Annotated in this window: 22 protein-coding genes; 17 read left to right on the plus strand and 5 right to left on the minus strand. The window is 61.4% G+C overall.

Translation table 11 applies throughout. The features are described from left to right. Positions 1–73 precede the first annotated feature (73 nt). A complete protein-coding gene (locus CXR25_RS07870; protein ID WP_096167395.1) occupies positions 74–1030 on the plus strand; it encodes an iron-siderophore ABC transporter substrate-binding protein in 957 nt (318 codons plus the stop codon). A 9-nt stretch (positions 1031–1039) separates the two neighbouring features. Here the strand turns inward: CXR25_RS07870 and CXR25_RS07875 are convergent, their stop codons facing one another. Then, positions 1040–1498 carry an NUDIX hydrolase gene (locus tag CXR25_RS07875; protein WP_009883772.1) on the minus strand — a complete coding sequence of 153 codons (459 nt, stop codon included), beginning with the start codon at positions 1496–1498 and terminating at the stop codon, positions 1040–1042. Positions 1499–1559: 61 nt separating this feature from the next. Between CXR25_RS07875 and CXR25_RS07880 the strand changes: the two genes are divergently transcribed. The 8 genes from CXR25_RS07880 to CXR25_RS07915 all read left to right on the plus strand — a co-directional run bounded on the left by CXR25_RS07880 (position 1560) and on the right by CXR25_RS07915 (position 8557). Further along, positions 1560–2051 carry an SRPBCC domain-containing protein gene (locus CXR25_RS07880; protein WP_101556762.1) on the plus strand — a complete coding sequence of 164 codons (492 nt, stop codon included), beginning with the start codon at positions 1560–1562 and terminating at the stop codon, positions 2049–2051. A 31-nt stretch (positions 2052–2082) separates the two neighbouring features. Then, on the plus strand, positions 2083–2871 hold the full coding sequence (locus tag CXR25_RS07885) for an alpha/beta fold hydrolase (protein WP_125187922.1): 789 nt from the start codon (positions 2083–2085) through the stop codon (positions 2869–2871). A gap of 150 nt (positions 2872–3021) precedes the next feature. Continuing rightward, positions 3022–3930, plus strand: a complete 909-nt coding sequence (locus CXR25_RS07890) for a sulfurtransferase (protein ID WP_009883775.1) — start codon at positions 3022–3024, stop codon at positions 3928–3930. Next, complete coding sequence (locus CXR25_RS07895) at positions 3930–4418, plus strand: SufE family protein (RefSeq protein ID WP_009883776.1); 489 nt, start codon at positions 3930–3932, stop codon at positions 4416–4418. Before CXR25_RS07890 ends, CXR25_RS07895 begins: the two co-directional genes overlap by 1 nt. An 85-nt stretch (positions 4419–4503) precedes the next feature. After that, complete coding sequence (locus CXR25_RS07900) at positions 4504–5571, plus strand: iron chelate uptake ABC transporter family permease subunit (protein ID WP_009883777.1); 1068 nt, start codon at positions 4504–4506, stop codon at positions 5569–5571. After that, entirely contained in the window at positions 5568–6674 is a 1107-nt protein-coding gene (locus tag CXR25_RS07905) for a FecCD family ABC transporter permease (RefSeq protein WP_125240499.1), read from the plus strand. The genes CXR25_RS07900 and CXR25_RS07905 overlap by 4 nt, the downstream gene beginning before the upstream one ends. Continuing rightward, entirely contained in the window at positions 6671–7576 is a 906-nt protein-coding gene (locus CXR25_RS07910; protein ID WP_241212402.1) for an ABC transporter ATP-binding protein, read from the plus strand. The genes CXR25_RS07905 and CXR25_RS07910 overlap by 4 nt, the downstream gene beginning before the upstream one ends. 153 nt (positions 7577–7729) lie before the next feature. After that, positions 7730–8557: an ABC transporter substrate-binding protein gene (locus CXR25_RS07915; protein WP_125240500.1), complete on the plus strand. Its 828-nt coding sequence runs from the start codon at positions 7730–7732 to the stop codon at positions 8555–8557. A 3-nt stretch (positions 8558–8560) separates the two neighbouring features. Here CXR25_RS07915 and CXR25_RS07920 read toward each other — a convergent pair whose 3' ends face one another. Genes CXR25_RS07920 through CXR25_RS07930 form a run of 3 tightly spaced genes read right to left on the minus strand, consistent with a single transcriptional unit; the run spans position 8561 to position 10455 of the window. Continuing rightward, the gene (locus CXR25_RS07920) at positions 8561–9721 is read right to left on the minus strand and encodes a DUF808 domain-containing protein (protein ID WP_206430650.1); all 1161 of its coding nucleotides are present in this window, start codon (positions 9719–9721) and stop codon (positions 8561–8563) included. Next, on the minus strand, positions 9722–10042 hold the full coding sequence (locus CXR25_RS07925; RefSeq protein WP_096158631.1) for an META domain-containing protein: 321 nt from the start codon (positions 10040–10042) through the stop codon (positions 9722–9724). Continuing rightward, positions 10039–10455: an META domain-containing protein gene (locus CXR25_RS07930; RefSeq protein WP_226823845.1), complete on the minus strand. Its 417-nt coding sequence runs from the start codon at positions 10453–10455 to the stop codon at positions 10039–10041. The genes CXR25_RS07925 and CXR25_RS07930 overlap by 4 nt, the downstream gene beginning before the upstream one ends. A gap of 293 nt (positions 10456–10748) precedes the next feature. Here CXR25_RS07930 and CXR25_RS07935 point away from each other — a divergent pair, with 293 nt between their 5' ends. Beyond that, entirely contained in the window at positions 10749–13196 is a 2448-nt protein-coding gene (locus CXR25_RS07935) for an LPXTG cell wall anchor domain-containing protein (protein ID WP_125240501.1), read from the plus strand. A 93-nt stretch (positions 13197–13289) separates the two neighbouring features. On the opposite strand, the gene CXR25_RS07940 is transcribed toward CXR25_RS07935, so the two are convergent. Beyond that, a complete protein-coding gene (locus CXR25_RS07940) occupies positions 13290–13835 on the minus strand; it encodes a GNAT family N-acetyltransferase (protein WP_096158635.1) in 546 nt (181 codons plus the stop codon). 39 nt (positions 13836–13874) lie between these two features. Between CXR25_RS07940 and CXR25_RS07945 the strand changes: the two genes are divergently transcribed. The 7 genes from CXR25_RS07945 (at position 13875) to tpx (ending at position 19916) form a co-directional block, all read left to right on the plus strand. Beyond that, a complete protein-coding gene (locus CXR25_RS07945; RefSeq protein ID WP_241212403.1) occupies positions 13875–14099 on the plus strand; it encodes a hypothetical protein in 225 nt (74 codons plus the stop codon). A gap of 36 nt (positions 14100–14135) precedes the next feature. Further along, positions 14136–14969 carry a thioesterase family protein gene (locus tag CXR25_RS07950; RefSeq protein ID WP_125240502.1) on the plus strand — a complete coding sequence of 278 codons (834 nt, stop codon included), beginning with the start codon at positions 14136–14138 and terminating at the stop codon, positions 14967–14969. A gap of 91 nt (positions 14970–15060) precedes the next feature. Continuing rightward, the gene (locus tag CXR25_RS07955; protein WP_096146840.1) at positions 15061–15453 is read left to right on the plus strand and encodes a VOC family protein; all 393 of its coding nucleotides are present in this window, start codon (positions 15061–15063) and stop codon (positions 15451–15453) included. Continuing rightward, positions 15450–15968: a DinB family protein gene (locus CXR25_RS07960; RefSeq protein ID WP_101583595.1), complete on the plus strand. Its 519-nt coding sequence runs from the start codon at positions 15450–15452 to the stop codon at positions 15966–15968. The genes CXR25_RS07955 and CXR25_RS07960 overlap by 4 nt, the downstream gene beginning before the upstream one ends. Positions 15969–16038: 70 nt before the next feature. After that, positions 16039–17010, plus strand: a complete 972-nt coding sequence (locus CXR25_RS07965) for a DUF368 domain-containing protein (RefSeq protein ID WP_096146842.1) — start codon at positions 16039–16041, stop codon at positions 17008–17010. A gap of 100 nt (positions 17011–17110) precedes the next feature. Then, positions 17111–19336 (plus strand): bifunctional metallophosphatase/5'-nucleotidase, encoded by a 2226-nt coding sequence (locus CXR25_RS07970; protein WP_125240503.1) that lies wholly within the window; start codon positions 17111–17113, stop codon positions 19334–19336. Positions 19337–19415: 79 nt separating this feature from the next. Then, positions 19416–19916: a thiol peroxidase gene (gene tpx / locus CXR25_RS07975; RefSeq protein ID WP_125240504.1), complete on the plus strand. Its 501-nt coding sequence runs from the start codon at positions 19416–19418 to the stop codon at positions 19914–19916. The last annotated feature ends 22 nt before the right edge of the window (positions 19917–19938 follow it).

Here is a 19938-nt window from a genome sequence, read left to right on the forward strand (position 1 = left end):
GCGGATGAGGGCAGTCGCCGCGAGTCCGCTCATGAGTTAAGCTAGGCTCGCCTAACTACTCAAGAAGGATCTCATGCGCCGAATTCTCGCTCCCGTACTCGCCTCCGTTCTCCTGCTCGCTGCCTGTGGTGGCGGCGGTGGTGAAGAAGAAGCGGCCTCGGGCATCAGCATCGACACCAAATTCGGCTCCGTCGAGGTCCCGAAGGACCCGAAGAAGGTCGTGGCCTTGGGGTGGGGCGACGCGGAGACCGCGCTGGCAGTCGGCGTGCAGCCGGTCGGCGCCTCCGACTGGGTGGAGTTCGGCGGCAAGGGTGTCGGCTCCTGGGCCGAGGACCTCTACGATCAGGCTCCGGAGATCATCGACACGATGGAACCCGATTTCGAGAAGATCGCGGCCCTCGAACCCGACCTCATCCTCGACACCAAGAGCTCCGGTGAACAGGAGCGCTACGACCGACTCTCAGAGATCGCCCCGACCGTGGGAGCACCTGAAGGCGGCGACAATTACCTGACCACGATGGATCAGCAGGTCAACCTGGTCTCCCAGGCCCTGGGCAAGGAAGATGAGGGCAAGAAGGTCCTCGGAGAGCTCGATAAGAAGTACGAAGCCGCTCGCAAGGCTCATCCGGAGTTCGACGGGAAGTCCGTGAGCGTGGCCGCGAAGACCTCGGAAGGCTGGGGCGCCTATGTCGAAGGGTCCGAGCGCGTGCAGTTCATGGAACAGCTCGGATTCAAACAGTCGGAGAAAGTCGCGGCACTCAAACCGGAAGGCTTCACCGCCACCGTGTCCGAGGAGAAGCTCGACGATCTCGATGCGGATTTGCTCGTGGCGTTTCCGATCTACATCCCCGACACCGAGGTGACTAAGGACGCTGCCTTCAAGCGCATCCCGGCGGTCGAAGACGGTCGGAGCCTCGTACTGACCGAGGACCTCAATGATGTGCGCCAGGCATTCTCACTCAACTCGGTGCTCTCCGCATCCTTCGCGGCAGAGAAGATGCCCGACCTCGTGGCCGATAAGGTCAAATAGCCGACGAGCTCAGACGGCTGTGCGCCACGCATCCAATCCGATGTCGATGATCCGAGCGTGGCGCACCTCGGCCAGCGAATCGAGTGCCAGCCATTCGGCCCGGTCCGTGGTCCCATCGACCTCGAGAGTTCCCAGTGTCCCGCCGGTGATCCGAGCCTCATAGACGACGCGGACACCTTTGAACGGTCGTGAGACCGTCCTGCGGCGCGACGAGCTGCTCCGGTTCTCCGTGAAGGTGTGCGTCGTCAACGGACGCACCAGCTCGGCATCGAAGCCCGTCTCCTCCTTGATCTCACGAATCGTTCCGGTCTCGATGCTCTCGTGGAACTCGATCCCGCCACCGGGAAGGGTCCACAGTGCATGAGCCGGTTCGTTGCCGCCGTTGAACCAGCTGAGCAGGATTTCTCTGTCGTCGTTGACGATCACCGCATAGCCGGCCAGTCGTGTGTCGTAATCGGAGAAGTGCATGGACTCACCCTACCTGTGGGTATCACTTCCCAAGCCGAGGTCGGGTGAATAGGCTGGTCACATGGCCGAAGCAGCGAAGTATCCCAACGAGCACATCGTCCGCACACGTACGATCGACGCCTCCTCCGACGCGATCTTCGCGGTGTTGGCCGACCCCACCCGGCACCGTGACACCGAACCTACAGACTGGGTGCGTGATGCCATCGACGCGCAGCCGATCACGGCCACCGGACAGATCTTCTCCATGAACATGCACTTCGATGACGAGAACGGTGACTACCGAATAGACAACACGGTGACCACCTTCGAACCCGATCACGCAATCGCCTGGGACCCCGGCCAAGCCGATGAGGACGGACACGTGGAACCCGGAGGCTGGCGGTGGCGCTACGACCTCGAAGAGACCGAGTCCGGCACCGAGGTGACCCTGACCTATGACTGGTCACGCACGACGCAGGAGATCCGCGAGGCGTTCGGCGGATTCCCCGTCGTCAGCCCCGAATATCTCGACCGGTCACTGCAGGCCCTCGAGCAGGCGGTCACCGACAAATGACCCGGTGAGAGGACCCGGGTAGGCTGGTGACGTGACTGACATCGCCAGCAAACTCATCGGCAGCACCGGTAAGCGCATCGTCTTCCTCCACGGACTCTTCGGCCGCGGCAAGAACTTCACGTCGATTGCCAAAGCCCTCGAGCCCGACTATTCGAGCCTGCTCGTCGACCTGCCCAACCACGGCGATTCGGAGTGGACCGAGGACTTCAGCTATGTGGACATGGCCGACTCCGTGGCCGCCATGATCGCCGAGATGACCGCACCCGATGATCTGCCCGTGCACCTGGTCGGACATTCCCTGGGCGGCAAGGTCGCGATGGTCTTGGCCCTGCGCCACCCAGAGCTCATCGACCGCCTCGTCGTCGTCGACATCGCACCCACCGCTGGCGGATCTCTCGGAGTCTTCGAACACCTGCTCTCCAGCCTGGCCGAAGTCGATCTCGACGAGATCGAATCACGCTCCGGGGCGAACGAGGCATTGCAGGCGAAGATCCCCGAGGACACGATCAGGGGATTCCTGCTCCAGAACCTGCGCACCACCTCGGCGGGATATGCCTGGCAGCCCAACCTCACCCTGCTCCATGAAAGCCTGCCGACTATCGGAGACTTCCCCGACATGGGGGAGGCGAGCTTCGACGGTCCCGTCCTGTGGATGGCCGGCGAGAATTCGGATTACGTCTCCCGTGAGGATCTGCCGCTCATGCGCTCCCTCTTTCCCCGGACCACACTGCTCACCGTCAAAGGCTCAGGCCATTGGGTCCACTCGGAGCAGCCGAAGACGTTCATCTCCGCCCTGCAGACATTCTTCTCACGCGACTAGCGTCCCGAACTCGTCGGTGACACCCGCATCTCACCAGCAATACCCCTGCATCGGGACGTGCCTGTGGAGGAATATGCTGGTGGGCGGTGGCGTTGACCCGCACAGAGGCCCGAAGAGCCACACCATCACAACTCTTATGAGGAGGAACGAGTGAGCACAGCGATCCCGGCTGATTCCACGGCCAAATTCGCCGAATACGCAGACGGATCACGTCTGGTCAGCACCGAATGGGTGGCTGAGCATGCCGGTGAACCCGGACTGGTCATCGTCGAAAGCGATGAGGACGTCCTCCTCTACGAGACCGGGCACATCCCCGGCGCGGTGAAGGTCGATTGGCACACCGAACTCAATGACAGGGTCACCCGCGACTACGTCGACGGCGAAGGATTCGCCGCACTCATGTCCGCCAAGGGCATCTCCCGGGAGGACACCATCGTCTTCTACGGCGACAAATCCAACTGGTGGGCAGCCTACGCCCTGTGGGTCTTCTCTCTGTTCGGCCACGAAGACGTCCGCCTCATGGACGGAGGCCGTGCCAAATGGCAGGCCGAAGATCGTGAACTGACCACGGACAAGCCACGCCCGGAGCCGACCGAATACCCGGTCATCGAGCGTGATGACACGAGCTTGCGGGCATTCCTGCCCGAGGTCAGAGACAGCATCGGCACGCGTCCCCTCATCGATGTGCGCAGCCCCGAGGAATACACCGGCGAACGCACACACATGCCCGCCTACCCCGAAGAGGGCGCACTGCGCGGAGGACACATCCCCACCGCAGCCTCGGTGCCCTGGGCAAAGGCCGCAAACGAGGACGGCACCTTCAAGTCGGCAGCTGAACTCAAGGCCATCTACACCGATGAGGCCGGACTCGGCACCGCCGACGAGGTCATCGCCTACTGCCGCATCGGCGAACGCTCCAGCCACACCTGGTTCGTTCTCCAGCACCTGCTCGGCTACACCAACGTCCGCAACTACGACGGGTCCTGGACCGAATGGGGCAACGTCGTCGGTGTTCCCATCGTCACTGGAGCAGAGGCCGGGGAGGTGCCCAACCGCTGATGAGCGCCGCAACAGACACCCCAGAGTCCTCGGACCTGCCGGAGAGCCTGGCCGAGATCGTCACCGATTTCGCGGAGACCGATTCCAGTGACCGGCTGCAGCTTCTGCTCGAGCTCGCCTCCGAGCTGCCCGAGCTGCCACCGCGTTACAGCGAGCACCCCGAGCTGCTCGAACCGGTCCCTGAATGCCAGTCTCCGATCTTCCTCGTCACCGAGGTGGAGAACCCCGAGCAGGGGGATGCTGCGATCGTGAAGCTGCATTTCTCCGCGCCTCCCGAGGCGCCGACGACCCGTGGTTTCGCGGGAATCCTGCACGAAGGACTCAACGGACAGACCGCCGAGGTGGTCCTGTCCATCCCGTCTGACCTGCCGTTGCGTCTGTCGATGACGGACCTCGTGAGCCCGCTGCGGCTGCGGGGGATGAGCGGGATGCTCTCCCGGATTCAGCGTCAGACGTCCGAAAGGATCGGCAAGATCACAGGTCAGTGATCGAGAAATCGTTTGGATGAGCCGCCGTTTTCGACTAGATTGTGGTTAGCCTGCCCTTAATTAGTCGATACTAAGGAACCTTCCGATGACCGGTCTCGCCACCACAGCCTCGGCGAAGCCCTCTGAGGTCACCGGTCAGAAGGCGACACGGGCGCTGAAGGTCAGACGCACCCTCGGGCTCATCATCGCGGTCATCGTCTTGGTCCTCGTGGTGCTGGCCTCACTGGCCATCGGCACCCGTGACATGCCGGTCTCGGAAGTACTGGGCGCATTCTTCGATCCCAGCGGAAGCGACGACCAGCTGGTCGTCCTCGAACTGCGCTTCCCGCGAACCGTGTTGGGCATACTCGTCGGTATGGGACTGGGTCTGGCTGGCGGACTGATCCAGGCGCTGACGCGCAACCCGCTGGCCGACCCGGGCATCCTCGGCGTCAACGCAGGGGCCTCCTTCGCCGTCGCCATCGGGATCGGGTTCTTCGGAATCACCTCGATCAACGGCTACATCTGGTTCGCCTTCCTCGGTGCCCTCGTCGCCACGGCAGGCGTGTACATCATCGGGTCCTCCGGTCGAAACCACAGCGTGGATCCGATCCGGCTGACCTTGGCTGGAGTCGCCGTGGCAGCTGTGCTGACTGGATTGACCAAAGGCGTGCTGCTGACGAATGAACGAGCCTTCGACGCCTTCCGTGCCTGGGATGTCGGAGCCATCGCCGGTCGTGGTTTCGACACGGTCTACGCCGTGGCTCCATTCATCATCGGCGGCATCGTCCTCGCACTCTTCTTGGCCCACTCGCTCAACGCAGTGGCACTCGGCGACGATCTGGCTGCCAGTCTGGGCACCTCGGTCAACCGCACCCGCATCCTCACCATCCTCGCGGTCACCCTCCTGGCCGGCGGTGCCACCGCTGCCGCCGGGCCGATCGGGTTCATCGGACTGATGATTCCCCACATCGCGCGCTGGATCGTCGGCCCCGATCAGAGATGGATCTTAAGCTATTCCGTCATCCTCTCGCCCATTCTGCTCCTCGTCTCCGATGTGCTCGGACGGGTGGTGATGAAACCGGGTGAACTCCAGGTCGGCGTCGTCACCGCCTTCGTCGGTGCACCGGTGCTCATCGCCCTCGTTCGCAGAAAGAAGGCGAGCGGACTGTGAAATCGTCGCACTCACCGATCGGAGACGCCACCGAATTCGTTCCCGGCCAGCGGGTCCTGCCGGGGGAGAAGGTCGACTTCGGCCGTCCGATGCTGCGAGCCTTCGGCTTCCGCATCGATCTGCGCGTCGTCGTCACGAGCGCCATCGTCGCTGTGCTGGCGTTGGGCTGCGGATTCCTGGGACTGCTCCTCGGAGAGTTCTCGCTTACCCCCGGCGAGGTCTTCCAAGGGCTGTTCGGCCAGGCCGACAAACGCATCGTCAACACCGTCGTCGGCGAATGGCGGGCACCACGCATCATCGCCGGAATCGTCCTCGGAGCCGGACTGGGCATCTCGGGTGCAGTCTTCCAATCACTGACCCGCAACCCACTGGGCAGCCCCGACATCATCGGCTTCTCCACCGGTGCCTACACCGGCGGAATCGTCACCATCATCGTCTTCGGCTCCAGCTTCGTCTCCACAGCCTTCGGTGCGATCATCGGCGGCCTCCTCACCGCCATCGTGGTCTATCTTCTGACGTGGAAGGGCGGGGTCCAAGGTTTCCGCCTCATCATCGTCGGCATCGCCCTGACCGCCATGCTCAACGCCTTCAACACCTGGCTGATCATGCGCGCCGACCTTGACCTCGCGATGGCGGCAGCTACCTGGGGAGCCGGAACACTCAACGGCATGGGCTGGTCGACTCTGCTGCCAGCCGCCGTCGGCACGGTGCTCCTGGGGCTGGGATGCGGCCTCTTCTCCCGGGGTCTGGGCACACTCGAACTCGGCGACGACACCGCTAAGGCGCTGGGGGTGCGCAACGAACCTCTGCGGGCGGGCCTCATTCTCGTGGCTGTGGCGCTTGTCGCCGTGGTCACGGCCGCCGCCGGACCCATCGCCTTCGTCGCCCTTGCCGCCCCACAGATCGGACGTAGGATCGCAAAGTCCCAAGGCACCAGCCTGCTGTCGGCTGCAGCCGTTGGAGCGCTCCTGCTCGTCGCTGCCGATCTCATCGCTCAGCACGCCCTGGGCGAAACCCAACTTCCCGTCGGAGTCGTCACCGTGTGCATCGGCGGCATCTACCTGATCTGGCTCCTCATCCAAGAAGCTCGGAAGGCACAATGAGCATCTCATCCGATATGACCGATCACGCTGATACGACTGGCAAGTCCGGGACGACCGGCAATGTCGGCAAAGCTGGCGCGACCGATACGGCGACGTCGACCGCGACGCCGTTGGCGGCCCAGAACCTCGACCTGGCCTATGACCATCGCCAGGTCATCACCGACCTCAACGTAGAGATCGCTCCGGGCAAGTTCACCGTCATCGTCGGCCCCAACGCCTGCGGCAAGTCGACGCTGCTGCGGGCACTGGCCAGACTGATGACCCCGGCGAAGGGCACGGTTCTCCTCGACGGCGGAAATATCGCGAAACTGAAGACGAAGCAGATCGCCAAAAGGCTGGGACTGCTCCCACAGACATCGATCGCCCCAGACGGCATCACTGTGGCCGAGCTCGTGGCTCGCGGGCGCCACCCGCACCAGTCGTTCCTCAAACAGTGGACAGACCAGGACGAAACTGCCGTGCTCTCAGCGCTGCGGGCAACGAACACCGAAGACCTCTCGGGCCGCCAGGTCGACGAACTCTCCGGCGGTCAGCGGCAACGGGTCTGGGTGGCGATGGTCCTCGCACAGGAAACACCGCTGATGCTGCTTGACGAACCCACCACGTTCTTGGACCTGGCCTTCCAGATCGACCTGCTCGATCTGTTCGCACAGCTCAATCACGAATACGGCCACACCTTCGTCGCCGTCCTCCACGACCTCAACCAGGCCTGCCGCTACGCCGACGAGATCATCGCGATGAAGGACGGGGCAATCGTCGCCCAGGGCCCACCAGCCCAGATCATCACATCGGAGTTGGTGGACCGGGTCTTCGGCATCGACTGCACCATCATCGACGACCCCGTCACTGGTGCACCCATGATCGTTCCCGGCAGGCCGAAGAAGACCTTCGCAGACCGCTGACCAGCAGACTGCCGCCCTGACCGAAAGTGCATCATGAAGAGAAGCAACATCGTCGTTGTCGCTCTCACCGCAGGGGCAATGACCCTCAGCGGCTGCTCGAGTACCTCACCCAACAGTTCCTCCGGAGACTACTAGGCCGGATCGGGCGGGCCGGTGAGCGTCGATACGCTCAAAGGGACGGTCGAAGTTCCGGCGAACCCGGAGACTGTAGTCGCTCTCAATACCCCGTCGGCGGACGTTTCCGCGCAATTGGGCACCACGCCCGTGGCAGTCGGCACCAGTGCCGATGAGCTCAATGCGTGGCAACAGGGTGTCCTCGACGAGGTCGCAGACGATTCATTGGTCAGTGACAGCTACGACGTCGACGTTGAGAAGGTGGCCTCCTATGAGCCTGACGTCATCTTTGCGGCTCCTTGGAACGTCACCGATGATGCCGTCTATGACCATCTTTCGGACATTGCCCCGGTCGTGGTGCCGAAGTCGGAGTCGACCAATCCCGATTGGGATGTCAGTGCTCAAGTCGTTGGTGAGGCGTTGGGTAAGAAGGACGAGGTCGAAGAGGCCATCGCGGCGACCAAGGAATCCATGAAGTCACTGGGGGAGGAACTCGAGGTGGAGGGGAAGACCTATCAGGTCATCTCACCGAGATCCGATGGGATCTACTTCGGAAATGCGGCACCTCTTGAACTCCTCGGTCTGAAGCCGGGCCAGCATCAGACTCCGGAAGAGGTCAATAGGTTCACCCTCTCAGCGGAGGAGCTCAATCAGCTCGATGCCGACTACCTCTTCATCTGGGCTATGGATGAGGACGCGAAATCGATGGTTGAGGACAATCCCAGCTACGACTCCCTGCCCGCGGTGAAGAACGGGACCGCGAAATTCGTCGACGCCGACTTCACGACCGCGATCAATGGAGCGAGTCCGGCCAGCCTTGACTGGCTCATCAACGACAGCGGCATCGAGGACGTGCTGGAGAAGTAGTACTCAACTTCCCGACGAGTCCTTACCCGGATTCGGGGCGTAGTTCGGCTTAGGTCCCGCACCGTGATCTGCGCTTCCCGCGCCGTGATCTGCAGTTGAGGTCGAGTCCGCGGTTGAGGACGCATCGGCGGCAGAGCTTTCTGCAGCAGCCATATCGGCGGGTACCTCGTCGTCCTCCTGCCCGGTGGAGTCCTTGTGGTCCTTGTCGTCCTTGTTCCCCGACTTCAGCAGAGCAGTGAAGCCGATGGCGATGCCAGCCACGATTCCGCCCCAGATGGCGCCGAGGATGAGCGAGAAGAACGTATTGACCAGCCAGCCCAGGAAGCCTCCGACTCCGGCGATCGCGGCCACGGGTTCTTCGAGATGGTGGACGAAATCATAGAGGGCGTTGAATCCGAGTTCGTCGGTACCCACGAGGATGATGTGTCCGCCGACCCACAGCATGGCGAACGTGCCGATGACCGAGAGACCGGCAAGAAGTTTGGGCATCGCTTTGACGAGGAAGCGGCCGAACTTCTGTGTGCCCGGTTTGTCCTTCTTCGCCATGTGCAGGCCGATGTCGTCCATCTTTACGATGAGGCCGACAGTGCCGTAGATGCCGACTGTGATGCCCAGGGCCACGATGACGAGGATGATGGCACGTGAGAGCAGCGTCTCGTCGGCTACCTCATTGAGTGCGATGACCATGATCTCGCAGCTGAGGACGAAGTCGGTGGTGATGGCGGAGCGGACTATCTTCTTTTCCGCGTCGCCGTCGTCTTTCTTGCCGTGCTTGGATTCCTTCTTCGGCTCTTCGTGGTGTTTGATCCACCCGAGCTTCTCGAGGATCTTCTCTGCACCTTCGAAGCACAGGTAGGTGCCGCCCACCATGAGGAGCGGAGTCAGCAGCCAGGGGAGGAACTGACTGAGCAGCAGGATGATGGGCAAGATGATGAGGATCTTGTTGACCAGAGAGCCGAGAGCGATGCGTTTGATGATGGGCAGCTCTCGCTTCGGACCGACGCCTTCGACGAACTTCGGCGTGACCGCAGCATCATCGACGACGACTCCCGCAGCCTTGATGCTCGATCGTGAGGCTCCGGCGGCAACGTCGTCGAGACTGGCCGCGGAGAGCTTTACCAGCGCTGCGACGTCGTCGAGGAGGGCAAACAGACCGCCGGCCATCTATCGTCCTTCGTCGGGTTCGTTCGAACCGGTGTCTTTGGCCAACTCGCCGAGGTGGTTGCCGCCGTGGTCGAAGACGGTGAGTACGTCACCGTCGGCCTCAACACGGTGAACTCGGCCCACCCAGGCCTCCATGCCCATGACGGCGCGCTGCGTGGTGGCGAAGGGTTTGATGACCGCTCCCGAACCTTCCGACCCCCAGGTGGTCGCGATTCGGTTTCCGCCATCGCTGCCTGTCAGTGTTCCGTCTTCGTCGAACTTGAGGAACGCTGAGGATCCGTCTTTGGAGCTGACCCATTTGCCGTTGACTGAATTGCTCATTTCTCCTCCTTCTCCAAACCGCCGATGACCTTGCCTTTACCGTCCATCACCTTCATGACGTTGCCATCGATCGTCGCCGACACGGCACCTGACAACCACGTGTCGACTCCCGCACAGGCTTTCTGAGTCGACGTGAACGAGGTGATGATGACCTTGTCACCATCGACTTCCCATGTTGTCTTGATCGGATTGCAACCATCGGTTCCCTTGACCTGTCCGTCCGCAGAGAACTCCAGGAAAGGCTCTCCCGCCTCAGGAGAAGCCCATTTGCCTGTCGGGTCAAGTGCAGTGGAATCCGCGGAATCCGAGGGAGTGTTGGATTCTGTGGGTGCAGAGCTGGTGGGCTCGCTGGGTTCGGAACCTGGTCCGCACGCGGCAAGCGGCAGAGCGAGACCAAGGACAGCTACTCCCAAGGCACGTCGTAACGTTGCGGAAGGTCTGTTTGAAGTGAGGTTGAGCATGCTCCGATCATAACGGCCACCCTTGACAGGTCCATGGACAACTCGGAAGATTGCTTGCCAACTCAGGTTTTGTAAGTTGTGTTCACGACCAACACGCATTGTGGTTGCTTCCCATCGTTGCCAAACCGTAACCTTTCATGTGGTTGAAAGACTGTTCTCAGAAACATCCGCACTGTTGTTGAGGTGCGGGGCGAAGAGTACACAGACAATTGCAACAGTGATTACGATCAAGGGAACCCAAGAGTATGCAGAAGAAACTCGTTCAGAGTTCGCTGGCACTGACCGCCGCAGCGGCGCTCGGTCTCGGCAGTGCGTTTGTCGCATCCCCAGCCATGGCAGACAACGCCCCGCAGAAGCTGGATGTGCAGAACGACGCCCAGGTGCAGAAGGCACTGTCCGACATCGATGGCGTCAACGCCTACGGTGCCAAGGGCGGAGAGCTCAATCTCGGTGTTGAGAAGAAGACAGCGGAGATGAAGGACCTCGAGAAGAAGTTTGACAACGTCAACTTCACAGAGGGCATCAAAGAACTCGATGCATACGCCGGCAACGACGTCGTCGGTGGCGCTGGCTACGCAGTCGGCGAAGGCAGCACTCCCAGCGGCGTCTGCTCGACCGGGTTCTCCGGGTGGGACGGCGACGGCAATCCTGTTGTCCTGACCGCGGGCCACTGCGCGAAGATCATGGACAAGGCTGCTGTAATCACCGGTGACAGCATCGTCAACGACACCGAGAAGCCGTCGTCGGCTCCCGCAGCCGGTTCAGAGCAGTCTGAGCTGTCCGGAATCGGTGTTCTCGGTAAGTGGGGATTCACCAGCTTCGGTGAGAGCGGGCAGCACGACACCTCGGAGAATCCCAATAACGCTCAGAGCAGCGACATCGACTTCGCAGTCATCAACGTTGACAAGTCGAAGTACGGAGTGAAGAACGGTGTGACCGACTGGACGACAGCCGGCGACGACGACCTCTCGAAGAGCCTCGCGACTGAGATCACCAAGGTGGGTGCTCACACGGACGGTAAGATTCAGAAGTCCGGCCGCACCACAGGCCTGACCGAGGGTGAAGTCGACGCCGAGTACAACGAGATCTTCGAGTACGCCAACATCAGTGGATACTGGGTACACGGCTTCGCCGTGAACTCCCCGGCCGACAAGCCCTTCTCGCAGCCGGGTGACTCCGGTGGAGCTGTGTTCCAGGGTGACACCGCTGTTGGTGTCATCTCCGGTGGCGGACCTGCAGCCGACGGCAGCCAGTTCGGTTGGGTAGCCGACCTCGACCACTCGATCACAGAGTCGGGCGTTGACTTCAACCTCGAAAAGCCGAATGAAGAGCCCCCGGGCGACGACGATGCAAACGCTGACGGTGGTGCCGACGCGAAGGATGCCGGCTCTGACGCTGGCGCCGATGCCAAGGATGCTGACTCCGATGCTGGCGCCGACGCCAAGGACGCAAACGCTGACTCCGATGCTGGCGCCGACGCCAAGGACGCAAACGCTGACTCCGATGCTGGCGCCGACGCCAAGGACGCAAACGCTGACTCCGATGCTGGCGCCGACGCCAAGGACGCAAACGCTGACTCCGATGCTGGCGCCGACGCCAAGGACGCAAACGCTGACTCCGATGCTGGCGCCGATGCCAAGGACGCTGACTCCGATGCAGGTGCCGATGCCAAGGACGCAAATGCTGACTCCGACGCAGACGCTCCTGAGGCGCCTGAAGCACCAGTAGTCGAGGACCAGAAGGTCGACGAAGGCGGTCAGATCACTGGCAAGACTGAGGCCGATGCCAAGGTGAAGCTTGACTGGAAGCCTGTTGCTGCAAACGGCGAACAGGCAGCGCTTCAGGCTCAGGCCGCAGCTGAAGGTTCCGTGACTGTCACTGCGGATGCCGAGGGCAACTTCACAGCCGAGGCTCCTTCAGAGACTGGCACGTACGCATACACCGCTACCGCGACCACCGTTGCCGGAACCTCGGAATCAACCGAGTTCACAGTGACCGTGGAAGCTGACGATGCTGCAGACGACGCTGCAGACGACGCTGGCGCGGACGGAGCAGACGCTGGTGCAGACGGTGCCGAAGCCGATGCCGATGGCAACGACTCGGACGCCGGTGCAGCTGCCGATGCTAAGAACGCAGAGTCAAATGCTGACTCCGATGGTTCGAAGGACGGCGAAGCTCCCGAAGAGCGCAAGCTCTCGATCGAGCCTAAGGAAGTTTCTGCTTCTGACTTCGTGAAGCAGGACAAGGGCGTGCAGATCATGGCTGCAGGCTTCGAAGAGGGCGAAAAGGTCTCACTCGAAGTCGTTGCTGGTCCTGAAAACGTTGAGGGCATCACCCTTGATGAGACTGCCAACGCCGACGGTGTTGCCGCATTCTCGATCTACGGAACAAGCGCATCCGACCCGTCGGTCTATCTCGGCAAGTACAACGTTGAGGTGACCGGTGCCAATGACACTGAGGATGAGTCGGCTCTGACCGGATCATTCGAGGTTGTTGCTGACGAAGACGGCAACGGCGGCGGCGGAAACGACGACGGCGACAATGGCAACAATGACGATGACGGCAATGGTGACGGCGGATCTGATCTGCCACGTACCGGTGCTGAACTGACCGGCCTCGCAGCCGGTGCGGGACTCCTCGTTGTCGGTGGAGCCGCAGTCGTTCTGACCATGCGTCGCAAGAAGAACAACTGAGGGTAGCTCACACGATCAGCAAATGATAGCCTGAGTGCTCAGCAGAGTGCCCCTGGTCTTCGGACCAGGGGCACTCTGTGTATTTTTCCGGCCTTAGGGAAAATCGTGCCAATTGACGTCGACCGAGACCCCAGATTCCCATTCCTCGCGCAGAATGGCATAGGCGACCGAGTCCTGAGGGGTATGGCCCGCGACCGGCCACGCGCGGCGATAGTGAGCCTCTTTCGACCAACCGGCACGAAGGAACACAGATCGCATTGCGATATTGTCAGCGCGAGTATGACCTTCGAATCGTTTGACGTCCTTGGTCTCGAACACGTGGTCAGTGACAGCACTCAGGCACGCGACGCCGAGTCCTCGACCGCGAAACTCGGTGGACAGACGCAGGTCAAACATGGGTGTGTCATCGTTGAGATCTTCTATCCGGACGTAGCCAACGACACCCAAATCGTCATCGAAAATCCAGAAGGAGTCGTTGTCATCATTGCAGAAGGCGCCAGTGCCGATCATTTCCACGACTTTGTCGGCCGTCCAGGGCGCAGGCCGAACATGGAACGGGAAGTCATTGCCGGTGAAGAATTCGATGAGTCCGGAACGATCGGCACCATTGGGATCGAGGCGTGACAGGGATATGCTCATGGTCACCAGGCTAACCGGCTGCGTCAGGACAGGGGAGTGATGACGTTGACCCTCGAAGACGACCCGTTCGACTACCGCATCACGAAATCAGGAATGCTGATCATTGCGCGTAACGGTCGAACCGTGATGGAGATCGGGGGTAAGAAGGCCGCCGCACTGATTCCGAAACTTGGGGTCAGCGAAGATGCTGACCAACAGCTGCTCGCCCGGGCAACCGGCAACTACCGCCGCGGCAATGAACGGCACGTCAATTGCCCGCACTGACCGGACGATTGTTCAGCTCTTGGTAATGTGAGTCACATGAGCCCAACGAGTATCAACGAAACGCATGAAAGCGAATTCGCCTCCGCCATCGCCGTAGAACGCCAGTCCGATACGAGCTTCACTGCCGACATCGACGGGGACTGGAGTGTCGCCGGCGCGGTCAACGGGGGATACCTCCTCAGCGTTGCCGGACTGGCACTGCGCAACAACAGCGCGAAAGCACCCGACCCATTAGTGCTCTCCACCTACTACCTGGGCCCCAGCCAGGGCGGCAGAGCCGAAATCACCACGCGCCTGATTCGTGAGGGTCGGTCGAGTGCCACCTTCGCCGTCGACCTGTCCCAGAACACAGAACCGAAGATCACAGCCTTGGCGACGATGGGCAACCTTGCTGCCCTGCCCGACGATGTCGCGACAACAGCGATTCCACCTGAGATGCCCGATCCGGATCAATGCATCAACGTCGCCGAGGCGCCCGGAGACTTCATAGAGTCCGCGCCCTTGATGAAACGCTATGACATGAGACTTGACCCCGAGACTGCCGGCTTCGCAACCGGTCGACCCAGCGGCCGCGGCCTGTTGCAGGGCTGGATTCGCCTGGCAGACGGAACCGCACCAGACGCGCTGTCCCTGTTGGCATTCCTCGATGCCTTCCCGCCGGTGATGTTCGACCTCGGCCGTTTCAACTGGGCACCGACCATGGAGCTGACCGCCCACCTGCGTGCTGAGCCGGCACCGGGCTGGATCCGAGCAAAGCTGTACACCCGCAACATCGCCGGCGGCATGTTCGAAGAAGACTGCGAGCTCTGGGACTCCGCCGGCCGGTTGGTCGCACAGTCCCGACAGTTGGCCAGACAGCCACGAGACTGAGGAACGAAGTATGTCGCGACGCCCACCTCGTGTCAGATCCAGCGTCTAGAGTGTGGTCCACGCAGACATCTTCACGAAAGGACCATCAGCCATGGCGTCTTTGTCCTCGCTGAGCATCACCTTCGACTGCAAAGACGTCGAAACCCAATCGCTGTTCTGGGCTGAACTTCTCCAGGTCGACCTCGACGAGGGCGCGAACGAATTCGTCGCCAGCATCGGCGGCGTCCACAACGGTGAATCCACGACGCCAGGCATGCTCTTCCTCAAGGTCGAAGACCGCGATGAGGGAAAGAACCCCCTTCACATCGACCTCGACGATCCGCACTATCCTGCCGACGTCGAACGTGCCGTGGCACTAGGTGCAGAGAAGGTGGCGGGATTTGCCGAGTACGGAATCGAATGGACCACGTTGACCGACCCCGAAGGCAACGTCTTCGACATCGGCAGGAAAGTACCCACAGATGAGAATGAGGACCCCGCATGAGCCAGCCACCGGTCGAGCCCACTGAAGCCCCGAATGAACGACAGGGACTCGAAGAGTTCCTCGACTACTACCGAGAAGTGATGCGCAGAAAGGTCATCGGACTCGACTCGACTGCACTCAATAAGACTGTGGCCGCCTCGAGCCTGACCCTAGGCGGGATCATCAAACACCTGAGTCTGGTCGAAGAACAATGGTTCGTCGAAGACATTCTGGGCCAGGAACTCTCTGAGCCGTGGGGGAGTGTTGACTGGCAAGGAGATCGTGACTGGGACTTCGAGAGCGCATCCGCTGATACGCCGGACTATCTACTGACACTCCATGCCGAAGCCTGTGAGCAGTCGAGGCAGATCCTCGCGGGAATCGATGACCTTGACACCCTGGTGGCGCGGGAGCCGTCCTCCGGCGATCGATTCAACGTGCGCTGGGTGCTGATCCACATGATCGAGGAATACGCTCGACACGTCGGCCATGCCGACCTCATCCGTGAGAGCATCGACGGAGCCACCGGCGACTGAGAAGTCGAATCGGTGACTTCGGCCCTATTTTTCGTATGAGAAAGCCGGAATCTCGTAGGGTGGAGGCACTATGACTAACCCCAGCCCCGAGGTGGCCGCACACGTGGAATCCACCCGTTCGAAAGCTCTGATTCCCCTCGATCTGCTCCGCGGTTTCCTGATCGGGTCGGCCGAACTCGTGCCTGGGGTCTCAGGCGGAACGATCGCCCTCGTCACCGGCGTCTACGACCAACTCATCGATTCCGCCGCCCACGTCGTCAAGGCCGCAAAGACCGTGGTCACCGGCCCAGACCGGTGGCATGGCGCGGTTGCCGAGCTGCGTCGAACCGATTGGTTCCTCGTCATCCCCGTTCTGCTGGGTATGGTGACAGCGGTCTTCACCATTGCCGGAATGTTGGAGAGCTTCGTCACCGGCAACCCAGAACTCTCCCGCGGCCTGTTCTTCGGCCTCGTCGCGGCCAGCATCGCTGTCCCACTGCGCATGCTGCCGGCCCGAACAGGGCAACCGCTGCTGCTGGGAATACTCGTCTTCCTCGCCGCTGCTGCCCTTGCCTTTTGGATGACCGGGCTTGCCGGAGGCTCAGACGTTGAGAATCCACCACTCATCGCAGTCTTCTTCGTCGCCTCCATCGCCATCTGCGCCTTGGTCGTTCCCGGAGTCTCAGGATCGTTCTTCCTCCTCGCAGTCGGCCTCTACGCCACCACTCTGCGTGCGGTGAACGACCGCGACCTCGTCTACATCGCTGTGTTCGGGCTCGGCGCGATTCTCGGTCTCGCACTCTTCGTCAACATCTTGCGTTATTTCCTCCACAATCACCGGTGGTGGACGCTGGTGGCGATGGCAGGACTGATGCTCGGCTCCCTGCGTGCGCTGTGGCCATGGCAGTCCACCACCGATACCGGTGGTCTGCTCGCGCCGGCCGATCCGGTGTGGATGCCGATTGTCCTCGCCGCCATCGGTGCGGCAGTTGTGGTTGTCCTCATCATCATCGAATCCACCCTTGGTGCGAAGACAGGGAAGGGCAACCTCGGCGAGAAATAGTGTCAACACAGTTTGTGCAGATTTCGCTCAGGATTTGCTCAGATTCGCGATGTTTCGGAATAGAGTGGGAGATCTGAATCACAACGACATCTGGAGACTCATGCGCTTGCGAACCCTGGCCTCGTCCACATTGGCACTGACACTCATCGTTGCGGGACCGGCAGCCGCCTCGGCGTCGGGACTGGGCAGCGGACCTCCGGACGAGGAACAGGCAGCAAGCGCGGGGGAGCTCACGCTTCTGGCGACGACCGATGTCCACGGTCACGTCCTCAACTGGGACTACTTCGCCAACGCACCCTACCCGGCCGGGGAGGAGCTGGGCATGTCGCGTGCCTCCACCCTGATCAAGGGTGTGAAGGAAGCCAAGGGTGAGGACTCGGTGCTTCTCGTCGACAACGGTGACACGATCCAAGGCACCCCGTTGACCTACTTCTACGCACAACAGGAGCGCATCACCGAAACCGGTGAGACACATCCGATGGCCAAGACCTTCAACAACGTCGGCTACGACGCACAGGTCGTGGGCAACCATGAGTTCAACTACGGACTTGACCTGCTCGCCAAATACAAGGAACAGGTGGACTTCCCAGTCCTGGGCGCCAACGTCATCAATGACGACGATGGGCAGTCCCACCTTGACCCCTACACCATGGTGAAGAAGCGCGTCTCCGGTCAGGAGATCACCATCGGCGTCCTGGGAGTCACGACCCCCGGCAGTCGGATCTGGGACAAGAACAATCTCTCCGGCAAAGTTCATTTCGACGACCCGGTCGAGACTGCGAAGAAGTACGTCCCACAGATGAAAGAGGCCGGTGCAGACATCGTCGTCGTCCTCTCCCACTCGGGTAAGGATCCGGAAGGCCAGGCTTGGGATCCTTCGGAACTGCAGGAAAACGTGAGCACCTCAGTCGCGAAGGTGCCGGGAGTCGACGTCCTCGTCGCCGGGCACACGCATCAGAACGAGCCCACCCAGGTGGTCTCACGCGAAGACGGCACGAAGGCCCTCATCACTCAGCCCAACTACTGGGCACGGTCGGTCTCCGAGGTAGACCTGCCCATCGATCTCGAGGACATGGGCATCGACTGGGGCAGTGCCGAGCCCGAAGCCACACCGCTGGCAACACAGGGCGACGTCGCCGAGGACCCCGAGATCAAGGACCTCATCGACTCCCAGCACAAGAAGACGATCGACTACGTCAACACGAAGATCGGCTCCGTGACCGAGACCATGAGCGCCTCGACCTCGTACTACGAGGACACCGCAATCCTCGACTTCATCTCGAAGGTGCAGTCTCAGACGGTGGAGTCGGCATTGGCAGGCACCGAATACGAGGACGTGCCGATCATCTCCCAGGCATCACCATTCAGTCGAACTGCCGAATTCCCTGCAGGTGACATCACCATCCGCGACGTCGCCGGACTCTATGTCTTCGACAACACGCTCGGCGGGGTAGAGATCAACGGTTCACAGCTGCGTGACTACCTGGAGTTCTCCGCCCGCTACTTCAAACAGACAGAAGAAGGGGCCGACTTCGACCCAGCCACCGGAACCAATGCCATCGACGACGTACTCGATCGGCCGATTCCCGATTACAACTACGACGCGCTGTCGGGCATCGACTACGACATCAACGTGTCCAAACCAGTAGGTGAACGCATCGAGAACCTCACCGATAAGAGTGGCAAGACCATTGGTGATGACGACACCTTCATTCTCGCGATCAACAACTATCGTCAGTCCGGAGGCGGCGACTACCCAGTAGGTGACCTGAAAGAGGTCTACAACGAACAGGTCGAGGTTCGTCAGGCGCTCATCAACTGGGTGAAGGACAACGAGGTGGTTGACCCCACTGACTTCTACGACGAGAACTGGCAGGTCGTCACGTCCACACAGGACCCAGGCGATGAGGACGAGGCATCTTCCGATGACACCGCCGAGCCGGACGCCACGGCCGAAACCGACTCGGACGCGACGGCAGATGGCGGAAACGCTGACGCTGCCGATGGCACCGACAGTGCCGACGGTGACGACAGCGGTGCGAATGCCGATGTCGAAGCTGGTGCCAACGACAGTGCCGATTCCACAGCCGACGAGAATGCCACATCCGATGCCGACGGTGGGACCGCCTCGGCGAACGGATCCGATTCAGCTGGCGGAACCGATTCGGCCAGCGGATCTGACTCTGCCGACGGCAGCGGGGATGCCAATGCCGGTGGAGATCTGCCACGCACCGGTGTGGAACTTGGAAGCACGATCGGTATTGCGGCAGCCATCATCGCAATGGGTGCTGGACTCGTCTGGATCGCGCGCCGCCGTCGCATCTGAGCAGCCGATTCTCATGTCGGTCACTTCACGTAGGGTGGGGTCTGACAGCAATGATCACGAAAGAAAGTGAGAACCAAGCATGGCCACCACGGCATTCCAGGGCACACCGGTCAAGACTGTTGGAGACCTCCCGGAGAAGGGTGCGCAGGCACCGGCGTTCAGCCTCGTGGGCAACGACCTCGGTGAGGTGAGCTCTGCAGACACGGCAGGCAAGCGTGTTGTCCTCAACATCTTCCCCAGCGTGGACACCGGAGTCTGTGCCGCCTCGGTGCGCAAGTTCAACGAACTCGCCGCGAGCCTGGAGAACACCACCGTTCTGTGCGTGTCTAACGATCTGCCCTTTGCCCAGGCTCGCTTCTGCGGCGCCGAAGGCATTGAGAACGTCGTCGCCGCATCAGGTTTCCGCAGCGCCTTCGGCAAGGAATTCGGTGTGACCATGGTTGACGGTCCTCTTGCCGGGCTGCTGGCCCGCTCTGTCGTCGTCCTCGACGAAGAGGGCACTGTCATTCACAAGCAGCTCGTCGACGAGATCGGGACCGAACCGGACTACGACTCGGCGGTCGCGGCACTCAGCGCATAATTGCGTCGAACCCGACCACCGA

Origin of the sequence: Brevibacterium aurantiacum (assembly GCF_003932995.1) — a bacterium.
In the GTDB taxonomy this organism is placed as follows: Bacteria; Actinomycetota; Actinomycetes; order Actinomycetales; family Brevibacteriaceae; genus Brevibacterium; species Brevibacterium aurantiacum.